The organism is Neorhizobium sp. DAR64872/K0K18, from assembly GCF_050500175.1.
GTDB classification, from domain to species: domain Bacteria; phylum Pseudomonadota; class Alphaproteobacteria; order Rhizobiales; family Rhizobiaceae; genus Neorhizobium; species Neorhizobium soli.
This window is the reverse complement of the sequence record NZ_CP191448.1, coordinates 182,841-199,665: the sequence shown is the minus strand read 5'-3', so window position 1 is coordinate 199,665 and position 16,825 is coordinate 182,841. Positions and strand designations below refer to the sequence as shown.

At 58.7% G+C, this 16,825-nt stretch carries 15 protein-coding genes and 1 pseudogene; 12 read left to right on the top strand and 4 right to left on the bottom strand.

What is annotated here, in order from left to right:
- Nucleotides 1-51: 51 nt before the first annotated feature.
- The 5 genes from ACQY1P_RS24035 to ACQY1P_RS24015 all read left to right on the top strand — a co-directional run bounded on the left by ACQY1P_RS24035 (nt 52) and on the right by ACQY1P_RS24015 (nt 5,644).
- Nucleotides 52-1,092 (top strand): tripartite tricarboxylate transporter substrate binding protein BugD, encoded by a 1,041-nt coding sequence (locus tag ACQY1P_RS24035; RefSeq protein ID WP_430256873.1) that lies wholly within the window; start codon nt 52-54, stop codon nt 1,090-1,092.
- A gap of 116 nt (nt 1,093-1,208) precedes the next feature.
- The gene (locus ACQY1P_RS24030; RefSeq protein ID WP_430256872.1) at nt 1,209-2,285 is read left to right on the top strand and encodes a tartrate dehydrogenase; all 1,077 of its coding nucleotides are present in this window, start codon (nt 1,209-1,211) and stop codon (nt 2,283-2,285) included.
- Between the two features lie 35 nt (nt 2,286-2,320).
- Nucleotides 2,321-2,788: a tripartite tricarboxylate transporter TctB family protein gene (locus tag ACQY1P_RS24025; protein WP_430256870.1), complete on the top strand. Its 468-nt coding sequence runs from the start codon at nt 2,321-2,323 to the stop codon at nt 2,786-2,788.
- Between the two features lie 10 nt (nt 2,789-2,798).
- The gene (locus tag ACQY1P_RS24020) at nt 2,799-4,307 is read left to right on the top strand and encodes a tripartite tricarboxylate transporter permease (RefSeq protein WP_430246120.1); all 1,509 of its coding nucleotides are present in this window, start codon (nt 2,799-2,801) and stop codon (nt 4,305-4,307) included.
- A gap of 50 nt (nt 4,308-4,357) precedes the next feature.
- Nucleotides 4,358-5,644 (top strand): MBL fold metallo-hydrolase, encoded by a 1,287-nt coding sequence (locus tag ACQY1P_RS24015; RefSeq protein WP_430256869.1) that lies wholly within the window; start codon nt 4,358-4,360, stop codon nt 5,642-5,644.
- Between the two features lie 564 nt (nt 5,645-6,208).
- On the opposite strand, the gene ACQY1P_RS24010 is transcribed toward ACQY1P_RS24015, so the two are convergent.
- Complete coding sequence (locus tag ACQY1P_RS24010; protein ID WP_430256868.1) at nt 6,209-6,802, bottom strand: TetR/AcrR family transcriptional regulator; 594 nt, start codon at nt 6,800-6,802, stop codon at nt 6,209-6,211.
- A 78-nt stretch (nt 6,803-6,880) separates the two neighbouring features.
- Between ACQY1P_RS24010 and ACQY1P_RS24005 the strand changes: the two genes are divergently transcribed.
- The 4 genes from ACQY1P_RS24005 (at nt 6,881) to ACQY1P_RS23990 (ending at nt 10,320) form a co-directional block, all read left to right on the top strand.
- The gene (locus tag ACQY1P_RS24005; RefSeq protein WP_430256867.1) at nt 6,881-7,846 is read left to right on the top strand and encodes an alpha/beta fold hydrolase; all 966 of its coding nucleotides are present in this window, start codon (nt 6,881-6,883) and stop codon (nt 7,844-7,846) included.
- A 398-nt stretch (nt 7,847-8,244) separates the two neighbouring features.
- On the top strand, nt 8,245-8,451 hold the full coding sequence (locus ACQY1P_RS24000) for a hypothetical protein (RefSeq protein WP_430256866.1): 207 nt from the start codon (nt 8,245-8,247) through the stop codon (nt 8,449-8,451).
- A gap of 161 nt (nt 8,452-8,612) precedes the next feature.
- The gene (locus tag ACQY1P_RS23995) at nt 8,613-8,996 is read left to right on the top strand and encodes a DoxX family protein (RefSeq protein WP_430257007.1); all 384 of its coding nucleotides are present in this window, start codon (nt 8,613-8,615) and stop codon (nt 8,994-8,996) included.
- Between the two features lie 181 nt (nt 8,997-9,177).
- On the top strand, nt 9,178-10,320 hold the full coding sequence (locus ACQY1P_RS23990) for a PQQ-dependent sugar dehydrogenase (RefSeq protein WP_430256865.1): 1,143 nt from the start codon (nt 9,178-9,180) through the stop codon (nt 10,318-10,320).
- A gap of 88 nt (nt 10,321-10,408) precedes the next feature.
- Here ACQY1P_RS23990 and ACQY1P_RS23985 read toward each other — a convergent pair whose 3' ends face one another.
- The 3 genes and pseudogenes from ACQY1P_RS23985 to ACQY1P_RS23975 all read right to left on the bottom strand — a co-directional run bounded on the left by ACQY1P_RS23985 (nt 10,409) and on the right by ACQY1P_RS23975 (nt 12,629).
- Nucleotides 10,409-11,104: a sensor histidine kinase gene (locus tag ACQY1P_RS23985; RefSeq protein ID WP_430257006.1), complete on the bottom strand. Its 696-nt coding sequence runs from the start codon at nt 11,102-11,104 to the stop codon at nt 10,409-10,411.
- Nucleotides 11,105-11,164: 60 nt separating this feature from the next.
- Nucleotides 11,165-11,389, bottom strand: a pseudogene (locus tag ACQY1P_RS23980) (hypothetical protein); the annotation flags it as partial.
- Between the two features lie 520 nt (nt 11,390-11,909).
- A complete protein-coding gene (locus tag ACQY1P_RS23975) occupies nt 11,910-12,629 on the bottom strand; it encodes a response regulator (protein ID WP_430257005.1) in 720 nt (239 codons plus the stop codon).
- Between the two features lie 514 nt (nt 12,630-13,143).
- Here ACQY1P_RS23975 and ACQY1P_RS23970 point away from each other — a divergent pair.
- The 3 genes from ACQY1P_RS23970 to ACQY1P_RS23960 are packed head-to-tail and all read left to right on the top strand — an operon-like array spanning nt 13,144 to nt 16,799.
- Complete coding sequence (locus ACQY1P_RS23970) at nt 13,144-13,635, top strand: (2Fe-2S)-binding protein (protein ID WP_430257004.1); 492 nt, start codon at nt 13,144-13,146, stop codon at nt 13,633-13,635.
- Nucleotides 13,636-13,638: 3 nt separating this feature from the next.
- On the top strand, nt 13,639-14,640 hold the full coding sequence (locus ACQY1P_RS23965; RefSeq protein ID WP_430256864.1) for an FAD binding domain-containing protein: 1,002 nt from the start codon (nt 13,639-13,641) through the stop codon (nt 14,638-14,640).
- Nucleotides 14,637-16,799, top strand: a complete 2,163-nt coding sequence (locus ACQY1P_RS23960; RefSeq protein WP_430256863.1) for a xanthine dehydrogenase family protein molybdopterin-binding subunit — start codon at nt 14,637-14,639, stop codon at nt 16,797-16,799. Before ACQY1P_RS23965 ends, ACQY1P_RS23960 begins: the two co-directional genes overlap by 4 nt.
- Nucleotides 16,800-16,825: the final 26 nt, after the last annotated feature.

Here is a 16,825-nt window from a genome sequence, read left to right as displayed (position 1 = left end):
AACTGTCTTTGATGTTGACAAACACCCGTAAGTCAATAGATTTCACCTTGCATGCAAGCTGGCATGCCTGATCGTCAGTGGAGGCTGACAATCTTTTCGCCAAGGAGGAAGGTGAAAGTGTCCCAGAGAAATTCCCGTTTCATTGCCGTACTTCTGACTGCGACCACCCTGCCCTGGGTCGCGCAGGCACAGGACAGCTACCCCAGCAGTCCTATCACCATCATGGTACCCGCCGCAGCCGGCGGTCCGAGCGACACGGTCGCGCGGCTGGTGGCCCAGTCGATGTCGAAGACGCTCGGCCAGCAGGTTCTTGTGGAGAATATGGGTGGCGCCGGCGGCTCACTCGGAGCGGCCAACGTCGCCAAAGCCGATCCGGATGGTTACCGGCTGCTGCTCTATCATATCGGCGTCGCAACCTTTGCGGCACTTTACCCGAACCTTGCCTACAAGCCGATCGAGGATTTTTCGAGCGTCGGCCTGATTACCGAAGTTCCGATGACGATCGTCGGGCGCAAGGATCTCGAGCCGAAGACGTTTGCGGATCTGGTCGCCTACGTGAAGAAGAACGCAACGACCGTTACCTTCGGGACCGCCGGTACCGGCGCTGTTTCGGACCTCTGCGGTCGACTGCTTCAGGATGCACTCGGCACCAAGATCACCCTCGTTCCCTACAAGGGCATGGGTCCGGCAATGACCGACCTGATCGGCGGACGTATCGATCTGGCATGTGACCAGACCACCAATACCACGACGCAGATCAAGGCCAACGAAGTGCACGCCTACGCCGTCACGACAAAAGCCCGGATCGACGTCCTTCCTGATCTTCCGACTGTCGAAGAAGGTGGGCTGAAGGGTTTCGAACTGAGCGCCTGGCACGCCCTTTGGGCACCCAAGGACACTCCAGCTCCGATCCGCGAAAAACTGTCCGAGGCGCTCAAGACCGCACTTAAGGACCCGATGGTGATCGAACGGTTCGCCAGCCTCGGTACCGTGCCTGTTGCCCAGGAAATGGCGACACCTGCGGCTCTCGATCAGAAATTCAAGGCTGAAGTCGAGCGTCTTACCAAAGTCGTCAGCGAAGCCGGAAAGTAGGCTTCCCCGAGGACGGCCGGAGCGCGCCGTCCTCGAATACCTTACGACAGACAAGGCGCGCAACCCTGATGGAGCGTTGCCCAAGTCTCCCTTAACTCCCTTAGTCGAGAACCACGATGCGTGAATACAAGATAGCCGCGATCCCTGCGGACGGGATCGGCCCCGAAGTGATTGCCGCGGGACTGCAGGTCCTGGAAGCGCTGGAGAAGCGCAGCGGCGACTTCAGCATTCACACCGAGACTTTCGACTGGGGCTCGGACTATTACAAGAAGAACGGCGTGATGATGCCTTCCGACGGCCTCGAGCAGCTGAAGAAGTTCGACGCCATCTTCTTTGGCGCGGTCGGCGCGCCGGACGTGCCGGATCACATCACGCTGTGGGGTCTGCGCCTGCCGATCTGCCAGGGTTTCGACCAATATGCCAACGTCCGTCCGACCAAGGTCCTGCCGGGCATCACGCCACCCTTGCGCAATTGTGGCCCAGGTGATCTCGACTGGGTGATCGTGCGCGAAAACTCGGAAGGCGAATATTCCGGCCATGGCGGCCGCGCTCACAAGGGCCTGCCGGAAGAAGTCGGCACCGAGGTGGCGATCTTCACCCGCGTCGGCGTTACCCGCATCATGCGCTACGCCTTCAAGCTCGCCCAGGCACGTCCGCGCAAGCTTCTGACCGTCGTCACCAAGTCGAACGCCCAGCGCCACGGCATGGTGATGTGGGACGAGATCGCCGCCGAAGTGTCCAAGGAGTTTCCCGACGTCACCTGGGACAAGATGCTTGTCGATGCCATGACCGTGCGCATGACGCTGAAGCCGCAGAGCCTCGACACCATCGTCGCCACCAATCTGCACGCCGACATCCTGTCCGACCTGGCCGGCGCGCTGGCCGGCTCGCTTGGCGTCGCGCCGACCGCCAATATCGACCCGGAACGCCGCTTCCCGTCGATGTTCGAGCCGATCCACGGCTCTGCCTTCGACATCACCGGCAAGGGCATCGCCAATCCGGTCGCAACCTTCTGGACCGCCGCGCAGATGCTCGAGCATCTCGGTGAAAAGGACGCAGCCACCCGGCTGATGAGCGCCGTCGAACGCGTCACCGAGGCCGGCATCCTCACCCCCGACGTCGGCGGAACCGCTAATACCCAGCAAGTCACCGACGCTGTCTGCGAAGCAATCGCCGGATCGAATATCCTCTGACCATCAGGAAGCAATGGCTGAACAGGGAGGGAACCATGACTGAACAACAACAAGGAAGTCGGCGCGACGTGGTCGCCGGCGGGATCTTCATCGCGATTGCCGCACTGTTCGCAATCCAGGGATCCCGCTACGAATTCGGCACTGCGACGCAGATGGGCCCGGGGTTCTTTCCCGTCGTGCTCGCGGTTCTGCTGGCGATATTCGGCGCCTTCACGATGATTGCCGGCTTTCGAAAGGTCCCTGAGGCGCATGACGATCCAGTGTCCTGGCGGGCGCTCGTGCTCGTCTGCCTGGCACTGGCGATCTTCGGCGCCGGCGCCCGACCGCTCGGACTGGTACCGGTGGTCGTCATCTGCACGTTCATGTCGGCGATGGCATCCCGCAAGAACACAGTTTTCTCCGCGGGTGTCATGGCGCTCGTGATGGCCGTGCTCTGTTTCGTGATTTTCAAGATCGGTCTTGCCGTGACGCTGCCGACCTTCGGACCAGTCTTCGGACGCTGAGGTAATTGTAATGATGGATCTTATCTCCAATCTCTCACTCGGCTTCGAGACAGCTCTTACTCCGGTCAACATCGTCTGGTGCTTCGTCGGCGTCCTGCTGGGGACGCTGGTCGGCGTTCTTCCGGGCATCGGGCCGACCGCGACGATCGCCATGCTTTTGCCGATCACCTTCACCTTTTCGCCGGTCACCTCGCTGATCATGCTGTCGGGCATCTACTACGGTGCCCAGTATGGCGGCTCGACCACGGCCATTCTGATCAACCTGCCAGGAGAGAGTTCGTCTGCCGTGACGGCGATCGATGGCTACCAGATGGCCCGCAAGGGCCGAGCCGGACAGGCGCTGGCGACGGCCGCACTCGGCTCGTTCTTCGCCGGTTGCGTGGCGACCCTGCTGCTGGCAATTGCCGCTCCTCCGCTCGCCTCGGTGGCGTTGAAGTTCGGAGCACCTGAATATTTCGCACTGATCGTGCTCGGTCTTCTTGTCTCCATTTCGCTGGCGCACGGATCGGTTCTGAAGGCGCTCGGGATGATCGTCGTGGGCCTGCTTCTCGGCACGGTCGGGCAGGACATCTATACCGGCCAGGAACGGTTCACCTTCGGACAGATGGAACTTACCGAAGGCATCAATTTCGTCTCCATCGCGGTTGGCGTGTTCGGCGTCGCCGAGATCTTCCGCAATCTCCAGGACGAGAGCGATCGCGAAGTCGGCGTCAAGCGGGTGATGAACCTCTGGCTCAGCAAGGAAGATTTTCGCCGGATCACCGGACCGGTGATCCGCGGCACTATCCTCGGCTCGATTCTCGGCGTATTGCCCGGCGGTGGCCATGTCTTGGCGTCTTTTGCCAGCTATTCGGCCGAAAAGAACCTTTCGAAACATCCGGAAGAGTTCGGTCACGGTGCCATCGAAGGCGTTGCCGGTCCTGAAAGCGCAAACAATGCTGCCGCACAGACCTCATTCATTCCGCTGCTGACACTCGGAATTCCGGCTCATCCGGTGATGGCGCTGATCGTCGGAGCCTTCATCCTGCAGGGCATCACCCCCGGTCCGGATGTCATCAACAGCCAGCCGGCGCTGTTTTGGGGAATTATTGCATCGATGTGGATCGGCAATCTCCTGCTGGTGATCCTCAACCTGCCGCTGATCGGATTGTGGGTCAAAATGCTGACCATCCCCTATCGCATGCTGTTTCCGGCCATCGTGGTGTTTGCGGCTATCGGATGTTACTCGATCAACAGCAACCCGTTCGACGTCTATGCGATCATTGTCGCCGGGATACTCGGTTTCCTTCTCATCCGCATGGGCTGCGAGCCGGCGCCGCTGCTGCTCGGCTTCGTTCTCGGACCGTTGCTGGAAGAACATCTGCGGCGGGCGATGATCATTTCGCGGGGAGATGCGATGGTGTTCGTGACTAATCCGATCGCGGCAAGCCTTCTTGCCGTCGGCCTCGCGTGCATCGTCATAGCATTGCTGCCATCCATACGTTCGAAGCGCGACAAGGTCTTCGTCGAGGAGGACTGAGCCGCCCACTTTCGACAATCATCCAAGACGTGAACCTGGAGGAGAGTTTCATGATCCGTAGCATGACTGCATTGAGCCTGCTGGCCGCCAGCATCCTGACGCCCAGCGCCGGCCACGCCGGTTTGGTCGAGACAATCGCTGCCCGGCAGAAGATCTTCGGCATCGAGAATGTCGATGCCGCCACCGGCAAGCTGCCCGATGACAAGGTGATCTTTTCCTGGCTGTCGAACTCGACATTCGCCACATCGGTCGAGGGTCGCGTATTCTACATGGACACCTATGTCACACGTCTCGAAGTCGAGGCCGGACGGACGCCGATCGTCATTAAGGACATGGTGGACCTCGACCCGGAAGCCATTCTGCTCGGCCACGGGCATAACGACCATGCCGACAATGCCGCCTATATCGCGGGCAAGACCGGCGCCCGGATCTTTGCGACGGAGGAGACCTGCGGCGTCATGGCGGCCGATCTCGAACGCATGAAGACGGACCCGCTGATCATGAGGGACGCGGTCGCGAAACTCGACCCGTCATCGAAGATCGACTGCACCGCAGTCACCTCGAAGGCGTCCACGCCGGGGACCGAAATACTCCAACTCGACGTGATCGAACCGCAAGCCTGCGTCGTGGCGTTCCGCCATCTTCACTCCGTTGCGGTTCCGCCCGACCCTTCCTTTCCGCCGACGCCGGTGAAAATCGTCGTCGATCCGCGCGATGCCGATCTCTTTCCGAAGGGTGTTGCCCTGACGCCGGACGAAAAGACCAATTCTCCGCTCACCGGACAGTTGAACCTAGAGACCGCTGGCGAGCCTGGTGGAGGTGAAAGCCTGTTCTTCAGCTTCATCCTGCGCAGCGGCAGCCATTTCTCCTTTGTCTGGCACAATTCCGCCGGTGCACTGAAGGAAGGCAAGGGCCGCGGATGGGATGGAACGCCGGAAGACGGACGCCGGATCGTGGCGCTTTTGAAAGCTCTTCCTCCGACCGACGTTCAGATGGGAACGGCCTCCAGCGGGAATTTCAACAACAACGGCCTGCGCGATCTGATCCAGTACCAGGAGGCGCTGAAACCGAAGATATTCGTGCCCAATCACCTGACGTCCGGTACGGCAACGCGGGAGGCCTCTTCGCTTTCGGTCTATGCCGGATATCTGGAGCAGCTGGATCTGATGAAAATGCCGCAGACCGATCGTCCGACAATCCGCTGGCTGGTCGACCCGACCGATTATCTCAAGCCGATCGTTTTCGACAGCCGTGATCCGGTCTGGCGGGATAAGCGGAAAGACGATGTGATGCAGCAGATCTGCAAGCAGTCTGGTGGCGAAGTCCACTTCCACTGAAATCGAGAGACTGCTGAATGCGTTGCGACACGGCAGTGGTTCGCCGACACCGACGCGACAGGAGCAGCATTTGCGGTCGGATAGGAGAGCGCGTCGCAACACAGCCGGGAATACACGCGGATGTTCGCATCAATCCATGCCCGCGGAGGGCTAGCCATGATCGGCGTTCGCGATATCGCCGAGATCGCCGCCCACAAGGTTAGCAGTTCGCCGTTGGAGACGCGCGGATGAGAAGACTTTGCGCCAAGCTGTCAACGGTCAAGCCGCCGTGCTCAGTGCACTCAGCACACAAAAGCCTGTTTTCCCGTCACATTTGGACACGCCAGACGGCCGGCATCTCGTAGTGAGGTGTCGGCTCTGGCACAAAAAAAGCAATCCCAACTGAATGAAACGAAACGCGTTGACCATGTCTGCTAACTGATGGCGGCATGTGGGCCGTTCGCGATGCCAAGATGAAAGCTCTGATAGTCCCCTAACTGCAATCGATTCACTTTGCGACAATTGTCCCCTGCCGCGATCAGGCCTGATGGGCCGGAGCTTGGCACCCTTCTGCAGCTCGAAGCACTATGACGCTCCAACACCTAAAACGACATTCTCCACAATCTCTTGCAACTCCGCCTGCGTTGCGCCATCCCGCGCCTGGACCGAGATGCCTTGTAGCACAGCCGACAGGTAGCGCTCGAGAGGCAGTGTTTGGCCATCGGTTACGAACGGCGCCAGCGTCTTTGCTATACGCTCTCGCATGGCATCACGCCGAGCCGCTGCGTTGCGAGCAAGCGCTCCGTGCTCTGAATGACAGGCGGTCATGCCGCTGGAGATCATGCACCCGCCCTCCCTGTCTGGATCCGTGACAGCCCTCACCGCCCCCTCCAATAATGCCCGCACGGCCTGCGCAAGGGAGGCAGCCTTTTCTACCAAGTCCAGATCGAGCGATGCGAATTTCTCCTCGTAGAGGTCGAGCGCTTCCCGATAGAGCCCGGCCTTGCTGCCAAAAGCGGCATAAAGGCTTGGAGGGGCGATACCAATTGCCTTTGTCAACTCGCCGACCGACACACCCTCGTACCCGCTTCGCCAGAATAAGCGCATCGCGGTCTCGACAGCCTTTTCCCGGTCAAAGCTCCAAGGTCGGCCGCCGCGTGATTTTTCACTATGTTTCATAGCGGTTACTAAACAACACTTGACAACGGAAGTCAAGAATGTTGACTAGCGATCACTAAACAACGAGGAAAAAGACGTATGCATCATTCACGACGTACATTAATTTCAGGAATGGCCGGGTTATTTGCCCTGACAATCGGTACGGCAACAGGTGCGCCGCACGTTTACGCGGCGCCTACCGTGATTAAAGAAGTCGCCGTCAAGGAAAAGGATATCGCCCACGATGCAATCACCGCCCGCTCAAGCGACGGCACGATGCTTGTGGGCGAGGTGCAGGGCGATCCCAAAGCTCCCGAGATTTTGTTCATCCACGGCCTGCGGCAGAGCCGCTTAAGCTGGGAAAAGCAACTATCCGACCCAGCTCTCCAGAACTTCAGGATTGTTACCTTCGATCTGCGCGGACACGGAGACTCCGACAAACCGACGTCGCTGGATGCTTATTCAGAGGCGGATAATTGGGCGGACGACGTGGCGGCTATCATCAGTGCGTCAAAACTTCGCCGGCCCGTAATAGTGGGCTGGTCGCTCGGTGGCTACGTTGCGGGAGCTTACCTTCGTAAATATGGTGGCGAGGCAATCGCTGGCGTAAATCTGGTGGATGCGGTCACAAAGCTATCACCCGACCTTTTCAGCAAGGAAACGGTCGACTTCATTGGCCCAACGGTCTCTCACGATCTAGCGACAAGAACTAAAGGGACGGCTGATTTTCTTGCCGCATGCTTCCACCAGCCCCCTTCCGAGCTAGAGATGCAGCGGATGCTTGTCATCAACGGTATGACTGGACGTGCCGTGTATGAAGGTTTTCTCCAAACGAAGACGACCGATCTGGAACCCGTCTTTAAAGCCTATACCGGTCCGATTCTTTTGACGTATGGCGTTCACGACAGGTTGGTACGCATCGCGATGTTGGAGAGAATTAAGGCTATCCACCCGAATAGCCAACTCTCGATCTTCTCTCATAGCGGGCATAGCCCATTCTACGAAGAGCCACATCGCTTTAATAAGGAACTCGCTGATTTCGTGAGGTCTGCTAATAATCTATGATTGTTGGATTAGCCTGGGAATCCGACCGAAATAGCGAAGGCGATTGTTTTTCCCCCGGACGAGTCAACCAGAACCGCTGGATGTGAGCTCATTACCGACGGCGGCTTGAGCAATCTTCAAAAACGGCTGACCGTAGTTGCTACGGCCAGCCCTTTATATTTCCCCACGATCCTAGTCGGCGAGCCTAACACCGAACAGCGAACGCCTTGAGCGGATCTGAACCCTCGACCAAGCGTCAGTAGACGCAAAACTTACCTATAAGATTGTTTTCGTTTATGTATTTCCGCTGCATGCCGTCTAGCGTGTCTGGGCGGTACATTTTGCGACATGTCTGGCAAAGGTGTGCGACCCCTCCCTGTTATCAAGCACTTCATCTTGCGCAAGTAAGGAGGAGCGACATGGCGATCGAAGTGTGGCAGATGGTGCAGATCAAACGGGCACTGGATGCATATTGCGAACACCTCCAAGTGTCCGGCGACGATGCGTTGGCCATTGAAGCCTGCAACCAGATGATCGGTGCAACACCGGTCGAAATCGACGACCCCGAACAGCTTTTTCATCACTTGCTCAGGAGCATGGCGCAGACCCCTGAGGCGACCACCTGATCAACGACCCGGCTTTCGTTCATCACCGCGCGCGGATACATTTTGCGACAATCGAAGCCCTTTGCGACAAAGCCTTGCGACATATCTTCGTTAGAGATCGGCACGACCGGGAGAACCGGCACAAACCAAACTTTATCTTTCGAGGGGACGTCCGCATGCAAATGAACTTTCTAGGTGCTTGGTCTTCGCAAATTCTGAGCGTCGTCCGCATTGTGGCGGCGGCGACTTTCTTTACGCATGGGACGATGAAGCTGTTTGCTTGGCCGGCCCCGTTCGACCACCCGCTCAATGGGCTTATGTACACGGCGGGCGTTTTGGAAGTCGTGGGCGGCCTCATGCTCCTCGTTGGCTTTTACGCCCGCCCTACTGCTTTTGTTTTATCCGGTCTCATGGCGTTCGCCTATTTCATGGCCCACGGCTCGCGCGGCTTTTTTCCCGTCCTCAACGGAGGCGAGCCAGCGCTGCTCTTCTGCTTCATTTTCCTGTACATCGCGGCAGCCGGTCCCGGCAGGTGGAGCATTGATGGTCGAGCCGGCCGCCACTAGCCCCGACGTTCCTACCACAGGTGCCTCAAACGCCGTGCGACTTAAATAAGCGCGTGGCGTATCTTGTTGTGATTTCCAAGCTTAGGTCCGTGCAAAACGGGACGCTTTGATACCCGTTCGGCAAATGCACCGTACGAAGTAGCGATGAGCACAAACGTCTTAACTCAACCGGGAGAACGTTATGACAGGCATCCGATCAAAGAATCTGCGGGAATTGCACAGACGGTCTATCGGCATAGTAACGCGAGTATCTGCAACATGGATTTCGCTGCTCTCGGCACTCGTCGGGTCCGCGGTGTCAACAGCGCTGGCCGCCCCCTCCGCATCCAGCACAGGAAACACTGCCTCCCATAGTGAACCGTCGGTAATCACCAGTGGCTTGGAAATTCCTTGGTCGATCGTGTTCCTTGGTGATGAAGTCCTAGTCAGTCAACGCAACACCGCCGACATCATATCGCTAAGGCCTGGAGCGCCCGCACGCTCGATTGGGAAAGTGCCCAACGTCACCGCTCGCCTCGATGGAGGACTGCTTGGCCTTGCGGTGCTGAACGCTGATGGTCGAACCTGGATCTATGCATATCACGGGACGGCCACCGATAATCGGATTGTCCGCATGACTTATGCAAACGGGTCGCTCGGAGAGCCCGAGGTCGTTCTTGGTGGGATCCCGGGCGGACGTGGGCATAATGGTGGACGCCTCGCCTTCGGACCAGACGGCATGCTATATGCCACGACCGGAGAGGCGCAGAACCCCAATCTGTCTCAAGATCCGGCGTCACTCGCAGGCAAGATCCTCCGCATGACGCCAGAAGGCGGGGTGCCCAGTGATAATCCATCTGGAGCTTCGCGTGTCTATTCACTCGGCCACAGAAACCCTCAAGGTCTTGCATGGGACGAGCGGGGCCGGCTGTGGTCGACAGATTTTGGCGACGACGCCTGGGATGAGCTCAACCGGATCGAAGCAGGTGGAAACTATGGATGGCCCACCGTAGAGGGCAAAGGCGGCAAGCCCAGCTACATCGACCCCATAGTCCAATGGCGCACGCAGGAGATGGGCCCGAGCGGCCTAGCTTATAAAGACGGAAAATTCTTCATTGCAGGCATTACAGGGGAACGTGTGTGGACCGTGGATGTCGCAGACGACGGTCAGCCCGTCTTTAAGTCGCATTTCATCGGCCAGCATGGTCGTATTCGAGACGTGGTACCAGCTTCCAACGGCAATCTCTGGTTCATGACGAATAACACTGATGGACGTCGCAAAGCGCCTGGACCGGGCGACGACCGAATTCTTTCGGTGCCTATCGATAAATTGGATCTCGAATAGCGAAGACAGCTTGGTCGGTAGCATAGCGCGAGCTTGTCACCGATTTGGAGAAGGCTTTTTCCAACCACTCGCTCAGGTCATGCGCTAATCACTGAATGGCAACTTTTTTCGCTGCCTGACGCTTGGTTGAGGGGAAACTCCAAAGTCGTTGACCCTGGCCGGCGACTTCCTTTCCTTCAACATTGTACGGAAGGAAGATTATGGTCTGCATGCCATCATTGCCGGTATTAAAGACGATATCACCGCCATGCTGACGTGCCACAGCGCGCGCGATAGACAAGCCCAAACCGATACCACCAGTTTCCTTGTTTCGGGACGCTTCAAGCCGGAAAAAAGGGGCAAAGACCTTTTCCTGCATCATTTCGGGAATGCCCGGACCGCGATCCTGCACGACAATCTCCACATTTCCGTCCCTATGGCGCAGCGACACTTTCGCTTCTTCGCCGTAACGGACCGCGTTTTCGATAAGGTTGCGAACCGCGCGCCGCAAACCTTCCGGTCGACAGCGGAATGTCAGTTTTTCGCCCTGCACGAATTGGACCGGGCGACCAAGATCCTCCTGGTCATCGCATATGCTGCCAATCAGTGCCCCGAGCTCGATCGGCCGTGTTTCTTCCTCTGTCGATTCACCACGGGCAAACGCAATCGCGGCCTCGGTCATGCTCTGCATCTCTTCGATAGTTGCAAGCATTTTTGCCCGAACGTCTTCGTCTCGAACAAATTCGGCCCTCAGCCGCATGGAGGTAAGCGGCGTTCGTAAGTCGTGGCCGATGGCTGCCAGCATTTTGGTTCGATCTTCGATGAACCGGTGCAGACGAGCCTGCATCTGATTGAAGGCACTGGCGGTGCGTCGGATCTCTTCCGGCCCCTGTTCTGGCAGAGGCGGTAGATTTTCCCCCTGCCTAACGCTTCCGCTGAACGCGCCAGATTGCGAAGGGGGCTGGCTATGCGGCCGGCGGCCAGCACCCCAATCAAAGCTAGAATGAAAGCAGTCAAGGCAAGGGAGGTCAGAGAGGTCGAGGTCCACCACCCGCCCGGCTGTTTTAGGTAGAACGCGGCATTCAGCCATTTTCCGTCGCTTAGCTTGATAACCATCCCGTAGCCCCGGGAACCATCAAAATAGACATATTTTACTGGCTGAGGCAGAGCCCAAAGATTCTGAATGGGCTTGCGCCAATCCTCTCCACGGTTAGAGGAGGCGACCTTCTTTGCGTCGGGGATTCGAGGCACTGCCGGCCCGCCGCTGAACACCTGAACAAGATCGACGAAATTCTCGAGCGGCCGCGAGAACTGCTGGACCGCTTTCAGCCGCCAGGATGAAGCATCTTCGGTATCCTCGTCGGTCAGCCAGAAACGCGAGTCTCCCGTCTCGCTCGCCAGAAGCGACTGCTCCCGGGTTTTGGGATCGGCGGTAGACATCAACTGTGTCATCGTCCTGGTGCGCGAGAAGAACTCGCTCTTGGCGGCATCATCGAGAGCCTTCGAATGTTCCTGCCACGAAATGACGAAGGCAATAGCCTGGGAGACGAGCAGAGCCGCCAAGGTGAACCCGATGAACTGGGCTGCAAGGCTTCGCGTCCAAAGTCTTATCATTCGAATGCCACCTCTGCCGAAAGGCTGTAACCCCCACCCCAATGGGTTTTGATGATCGACGGGTTCTTTGGATTGTCCTCGATCTTCTTGCGAAGCCGGCTGATTTGGTTGTCTATGCTACGGTCGAAGATGTCGGCGGTACGGCCGACAGTCAAATCCAACAGTTGTTCGCGACTGAGGATAAGACCCGGCCGTTCGAGAAAAACCTTGAGGAGACGGAATTCCGCCGTGCTCAACGGGATGCCGACACCGTCTTCACCCGATATCTCTTGGCGGCCCATATTGACCCGCCAGGGTCCGATGCGAACGGTCTTCGATTGCTGCACGATCTGCTGGGTACCCACGCCGTTTGCACGCCGCAGAACAGCGCGAATTCGTGCCAAGAGTTCACGCGGATTGAACGGCTTGACCAGGTAATCGTCCGCCCCGAGCTCGAGGCCAATAATGCGGTCGGTATCGTCCGCCATGGCCGTCAGGAAAATGATCGGAATGTTCGTCGATGCCCGAACATGGCGGCAGACGGACAGGCCGTCCTCGCCCGGCATCATCACGTCGAGCACGATCAGATCGACGGGATGGCGCTCCATCAGCCGTCGCAAGGCGTTGCCGCCTTCCGCAGAGCTGACCTTGTATCCTTGTTGCTCAAGATATTGTCGAACGAGATCGCGAATATCGCCGTGATCATCGACGACCACAATATGGGCGGCGTCCTGCATTTTCAGCACCTCTGTCATCCTAGTATAATAGGGAACCGCACTTTGCCGCATTAGAAAAAGTGTATCAAAGTTTCACACGGCGACCTCGGATTGCAACCATCTCCACCGCGGCGATCCGATCACCGAAAGGGCGGCGCCGCAGCGGTTTTGCACGTGGCAAGCGTTTGGTCAGGATTTGTACCCGCGCGAACAGCCGTGACAGACGCTTCCATCGGCCATTCTCGATACATTTTGCGACAATCATCGGCCTGCCTGACACAGTTCGACGACAACCTCATTCTAGCTTCGATGGAGAAAGTCGGCGGCATCCCCTGCCCCGTGATCGCGTAGGATTGCCGATCCACTGCGCTGAGCAGCATTGATATTCGATGAGGAGCAAATCATGACCGACAGTCAGGAATGTGCAGCTAGAGGAATAGCCGTTACCCGACGGGTAGTTTTGGGAGCCGGAGCTAGCGCCGTGGCGGCCCCCGGCCTTCTGAAGGAACATCACGTACGCGCTCAACCGGTTCCCATGTCAAGCGGGATCGAAAATCCCCTACGTCTGTCCTTCACTGTCAACGGCGCCACGCTCGAACTCGATATCGATGCCCGCGCATCGTTGCTCGACGTGCTGCGCGAGCGGCTCGGCTTCACCGGCACGAAAAAGGGCTGCGACCATGGCCAGTGCGGTGCCTGTACTGTCCATATCGACGGACGGACCCGGCTTTCGTGCCTGACCCTCGCCGCCAAGATGAACGGTCGACAGGTAACGACGATCGAAGGCTTGAGTGACGGAGACACTCTGCATCCGATGCAGACTGCATTCATCGATCATGACGCCCTGCAGTGTGGCTATTGCACGCCCGGCCAGATCATGTCGGCCGTGGCATGCGTCCGCCAGGGATATGCAGGCAGCCCGGAATCGATCCGCGACTTCATGAGCGGAAACATCTGTCGTTGCGGCGCCTATGTCGGGATCGTCGCGGCCGTCGCCGATGTTGCGGCCAATTCGAGGGAGGGCTGAACCATGCGCGCGATCGACTACGAGCGACCTACAACTCTCGAGGCGGCGATAGCTGTCTATTCCTCAGGTGGCACCAGTGCCCGGTATATCGCCGGAGGCACGACGCTTTACGACCTTATGAAACTCGGCGTGGAAAAACCGACCCACCTCATAGATATCACCTCCATCACAAACTTGGAGAGGATCGAGACCGAGGGCGACGTCCTGCGGTTTGGCTCGATGGCGTTGATGAGCGATGTGGCAGAGACGGTAACTGTCCGTACTGAATATCCCCTGCTATCTGAAAGCCTTCTCAAGGCGGCATCGCAGCAGCTGCGCAACATGGCAACGGTCGGTGGAAACCTGCTCCAGCGAACCCGCTGTCCCTATTTTCGGGCCGGACAGGGTGTGTACCCCTGCAACAAGCGCCAGCCCGGATCCGGCTGTGCCGCAATCGGCGGAATGGATCGTGGTCAGGCGATACTAGGTGCGAGTGATGCCTGCAATGCGGTATCGCCGGGAGACTGGCCAGTGGCACTCACGGCTCTGGATGCGACAGTCGAGATCATGGGAACACGCGGTCACAGATCTTTTCCTCTGGCCGAACTCTATCGGCTGCCGGAAGAGACACCCCAGACAGAACATTCTCTGGATGGCGGCGACATCATTACCGCAATCACGATCCCGAAGACAGCCGCCGGACGGGCATCCACCTATCACAAGATCCGCGACCGCGAATCCTTTGCATTCGCCCTCGCGTCGGCGGCTGTCGCGATTGAAATCGAGGAAGCGGTCGTTCGTGATGTTCGCATCGCTCTGGGCGGTGTCGCGACTATGCCCTGGAGAGCGCGCCAGGCAGAGAGTGTAATTGTCGGCCGGACGCTGACGCGAGAGCTTGCCGTGGAAGCCGGGCGCGCCGCCTTTCAGGACGCCCGACCTGGTCGTCACAACCGCTTTAAGATCGATCTCGGAGTTCAGGTAGTTGCCGATGCTCTGATGATCGCAGCCGGAAGGAATGTCAGATGAGCCGCCAACCCTTTCCAGATCTCGCCCGCATCGACGCGTTCGACAAAGTGCAAGGAAAGACAAAGTACTCCTCGGACGTACCTTTTCCAGACCTGCTGCATGCCATGACGGTGCCCGCCACCATTGGCAAGGGGATGGTGACTTCGATCGATGTCGAACACGCCCTGGCTGTGCCAGGTGTGGTGCGCGTACTGACGCCGCAGGACACACCACCACCACCACCGGGCCCGCAAGGAAGTCCTCCGCCTCCACCCATGCTCGTCCATGCCATCGGCTATCGCGGGCAACCGTTGGCTCTCGTTGTGGCGGAAACACTGGAAGCGGCGATCGAAGGAGCCGAAGCGGTGCGCGTGAGCTACGCACCTGAACCATTCGCAGTCCGGTTCGAAGACGCAGATGCCGCGCGAGAGGACACGGAGTCGCCGATTTTTGGGGAAGCAGACGCAGCGTTCGAGACGGCAACGACGAGGATCGAGGCGATCTATACGACAACGGCCAACCATCACAACCCAATGGAACTCCTGTCGACCACGGCGGTCTGGGCAGGCGGAAGGCTGACTATCTACGAGGGTACGCAGGGTTCCAACGGGCTGAAAAATACGGTGGCGCAATTGCTGCAGATCGACCGAGCCTTGGTGGACGTCATAAGTCCGCAGATTGGCGGCGGTTTCGGCCAGAGAGGAGAAGTTCCGAGGCACACGGCCGTCGTCGCACAGGCGGCCAGGCTCCTCCGGCGCCCAGTCAAGCTCGTCATGCCGCGGCATCAGATTTTCCACAACAGCCGGTTTCGGCCGCATGTCCAGCACGCGATCAAGCTCGGCGCGGACGCGAACGGAAAGATGATTTCCGCGCATTACGACTGCCTACAGCAGAACTCACGGCGCGGACGGTATCGCTCGGACTGGTATCATGCCGGTCCCTGCAAGGTGTATGGCATTGAGAATTATCGCGGCACCTCCGGTGACCTCCGCCTCGACACCCACGGGCCAGCGCAGATGCGAGCACCCTATGAGCATCCGTCGGCCTTTGCCTTTGAAAGTGCGGTCGACGAACTCGCCTTTGCGCTGGGCCGCGATCCGGTAGAGTTCCGGCTGGCACATGACACGAAGATCGATGCATCGACCGGCAAGCGCCTGACGTCCCGTCACCTCAACGAATGCCTCACGCGTGGCGCGGAGCAATTTGGATGGACTGGCCGCCCAGTTCAACCGGGGACGTTGAAGGCTGCCGATGGCACCATGATCGGCTGGGGCGTCGGAGCAGGCGTTTACCAGGCAGCCATGCACCCCGCCATCGCCACACTGCGTGTGAGCGCCAACGGGACGACCCGTTACGCCAGTGCCGGCCACGAGATGGGCCAAGGCATGCGGACAGCGATCGCTCAGGTTCTAATCGCCGGATTGCGGATCGACCCTGCCCGATTGACAATCCTCATTGGGGACACCACCGTTGCGCCGCAGCACAGCACCGCCGGCTCATGGGGAACGGCAAGTTCGGTCCCAGTCGCCGTAGCGGCCGCCGAGAAAATGACGGCCGCTTTGGAGGAGCTCCTCGACGGCAGAACCGTCAATGGCAACATGCACGATCAACTTGCGCGTCTGCGACGTCCATTCATCGAGGTTGAGGTTTCTATGGTGGCCCCTGGGCAGGGGCCGGAGCACCTCGAGAGACTGAAGACCGGAGGCATGGCGATTGCCGGTCTGCACGGCACGTATCCAGACTTCACTGCGCTCAGCTACATTGCGCATTTCGTGGAGGTTCACGTTGAACCTCATACACGGCGCATACGGGTTCCGCGCGTAGTCTCGGTTGCCGATTGTGGCCGCGTCATCAGTCCGCGCACGGCACGCAGTCAAGTCCAGGGCGGCGTCGTCTGGGCATTGGGAGCGGCGCTCCGTGAGATGAGCGAAACGGATCCCCGCTACGGCGGCTGGTTGAACGCAGACATCGCCGAGTACCACGTGTCGGTCAATGCCGATATCGGCAAGATCGATGTGTCGTTCATCGACGAACCTGACTTCGATGCAAATTCCGCCGGAGTAAAGGGCATTGGTGAAATCGCAATGGTTGGCGCAGCAGCGGCACTTGCCAACGGTGTATTCCATGCAACGGGCCGACGAATTCGTACCCTACCCATCCGTGTGGAGCATCTTATCTAGCCGACAGAGCGCGCGGAAATATCTTG

Bases quoted from the DNA above. Each gene is read 5' to 3' on its own strand.
- ACQY1P_RS24005 (WP_430256867.1), top strand. From the start codon at position 6,881: ATGCATCATTCACGACGTACATTAATTTCAGGAATGGCCGGGTTATTT.
- ACQY1P_RS23960 (WP_430256863.1), top strand. From the start codon at position 14,637: ATGAGCCGCCAACCCTTTCCAGATCTCGCCCGCATCGACGCGTTCGAC.
- ACQY1P_RS24020 (WP_430246120.1), top strand. From the start codon at position 2,799: ATGATGGATCTTATCTCCAATCTCTCACTCGGCTTCGAGACAGCTCTT.
- ACQY1P_RS23995 (WP_430257007.1), top strand. From the start codon at position 8,613: ATGAACTTTCTAGGTGCTTGGTCTTCGCAAATTCTGAGCGTCGTCCGC.
- ACQY1P_RS24035 (WP_430256873.1), top strand. From the start codon at position 52: ATGCAAGCTGGCATGCCTGATCGTCAGTGGAGGCTGACAATCTTTTCG.
- ACQY1P_RS23990 (WP_430256865.1), top strand. From the start codon at position 9,178: ATGACAGGCATCCGATCAAAGAATCTGCGGGAATTGCACAGACGGTCT.
- ACQY1P_RS24000 (WP_430256866.1), top strand. From the start codon at position 8,245: ATGGCGATCGAAGTGTGGCAGATGGTGCAGATCAAACGGGCACTGGAT.
- ACQY1P_RS24030 (WP_430256872.1), top strand. From the start codon at position 1,209: ATGCGTGAATACAAGATAGCCGCGATCCCTGCGGACGGGATCGGCCCC.
- ACQY1P_RS24010 (WP_430256868.1), bottom strand. From the start codon at position 6,802: ATGAAACATAGTGAAAAATCACGCGGCGGCCGACCTTGGAGCTTTGAC.
- ACQY1P_RS23985 (WP_430257006.1), bottom strand. From the start codon at position 11,104: ATGCTGGCAGCCATCGGCCACGACTTACGAACGCCGCTTACCTCCATG.
- ACQY1P_RS24025 (WP_430256870.1), top strand. From the start codon at position 2,321: ATGACTGAACAACAACAAGGAAGTCGGCGCGACGTGGTCGCCGGCGGG.
- ACQY1P_RS23965 (WP_430256864.1), top strand. From the start codon at position 13,639: ATGCGCGCGATCGACTACGAGCGACCTACAACTCTCGAGGCGGCGATA.
- ACQY1P_RS23970 (WP_430257004.1), top strand. From the start codon at position 13,144: ATGTCAAGCGGGATCGAAAATCCCCTACGTCTGTCCTTCACTGTCAAC.
- ACQY1P_RS24015 (WP_430256869.1), top strand. From the start codon at position 4,358: ATGATCCGTAGCATGACTGCATTGAGCCTGCTGGCCGCCAGCATCCTG.
- ACQY1P_RS23975 (WP_430257005.1), bottom strand. From the start codon at position 12,629: ATGCAGGACGCCGCCCATATTGTGGTCGTCGATGATCACGGCGATATT.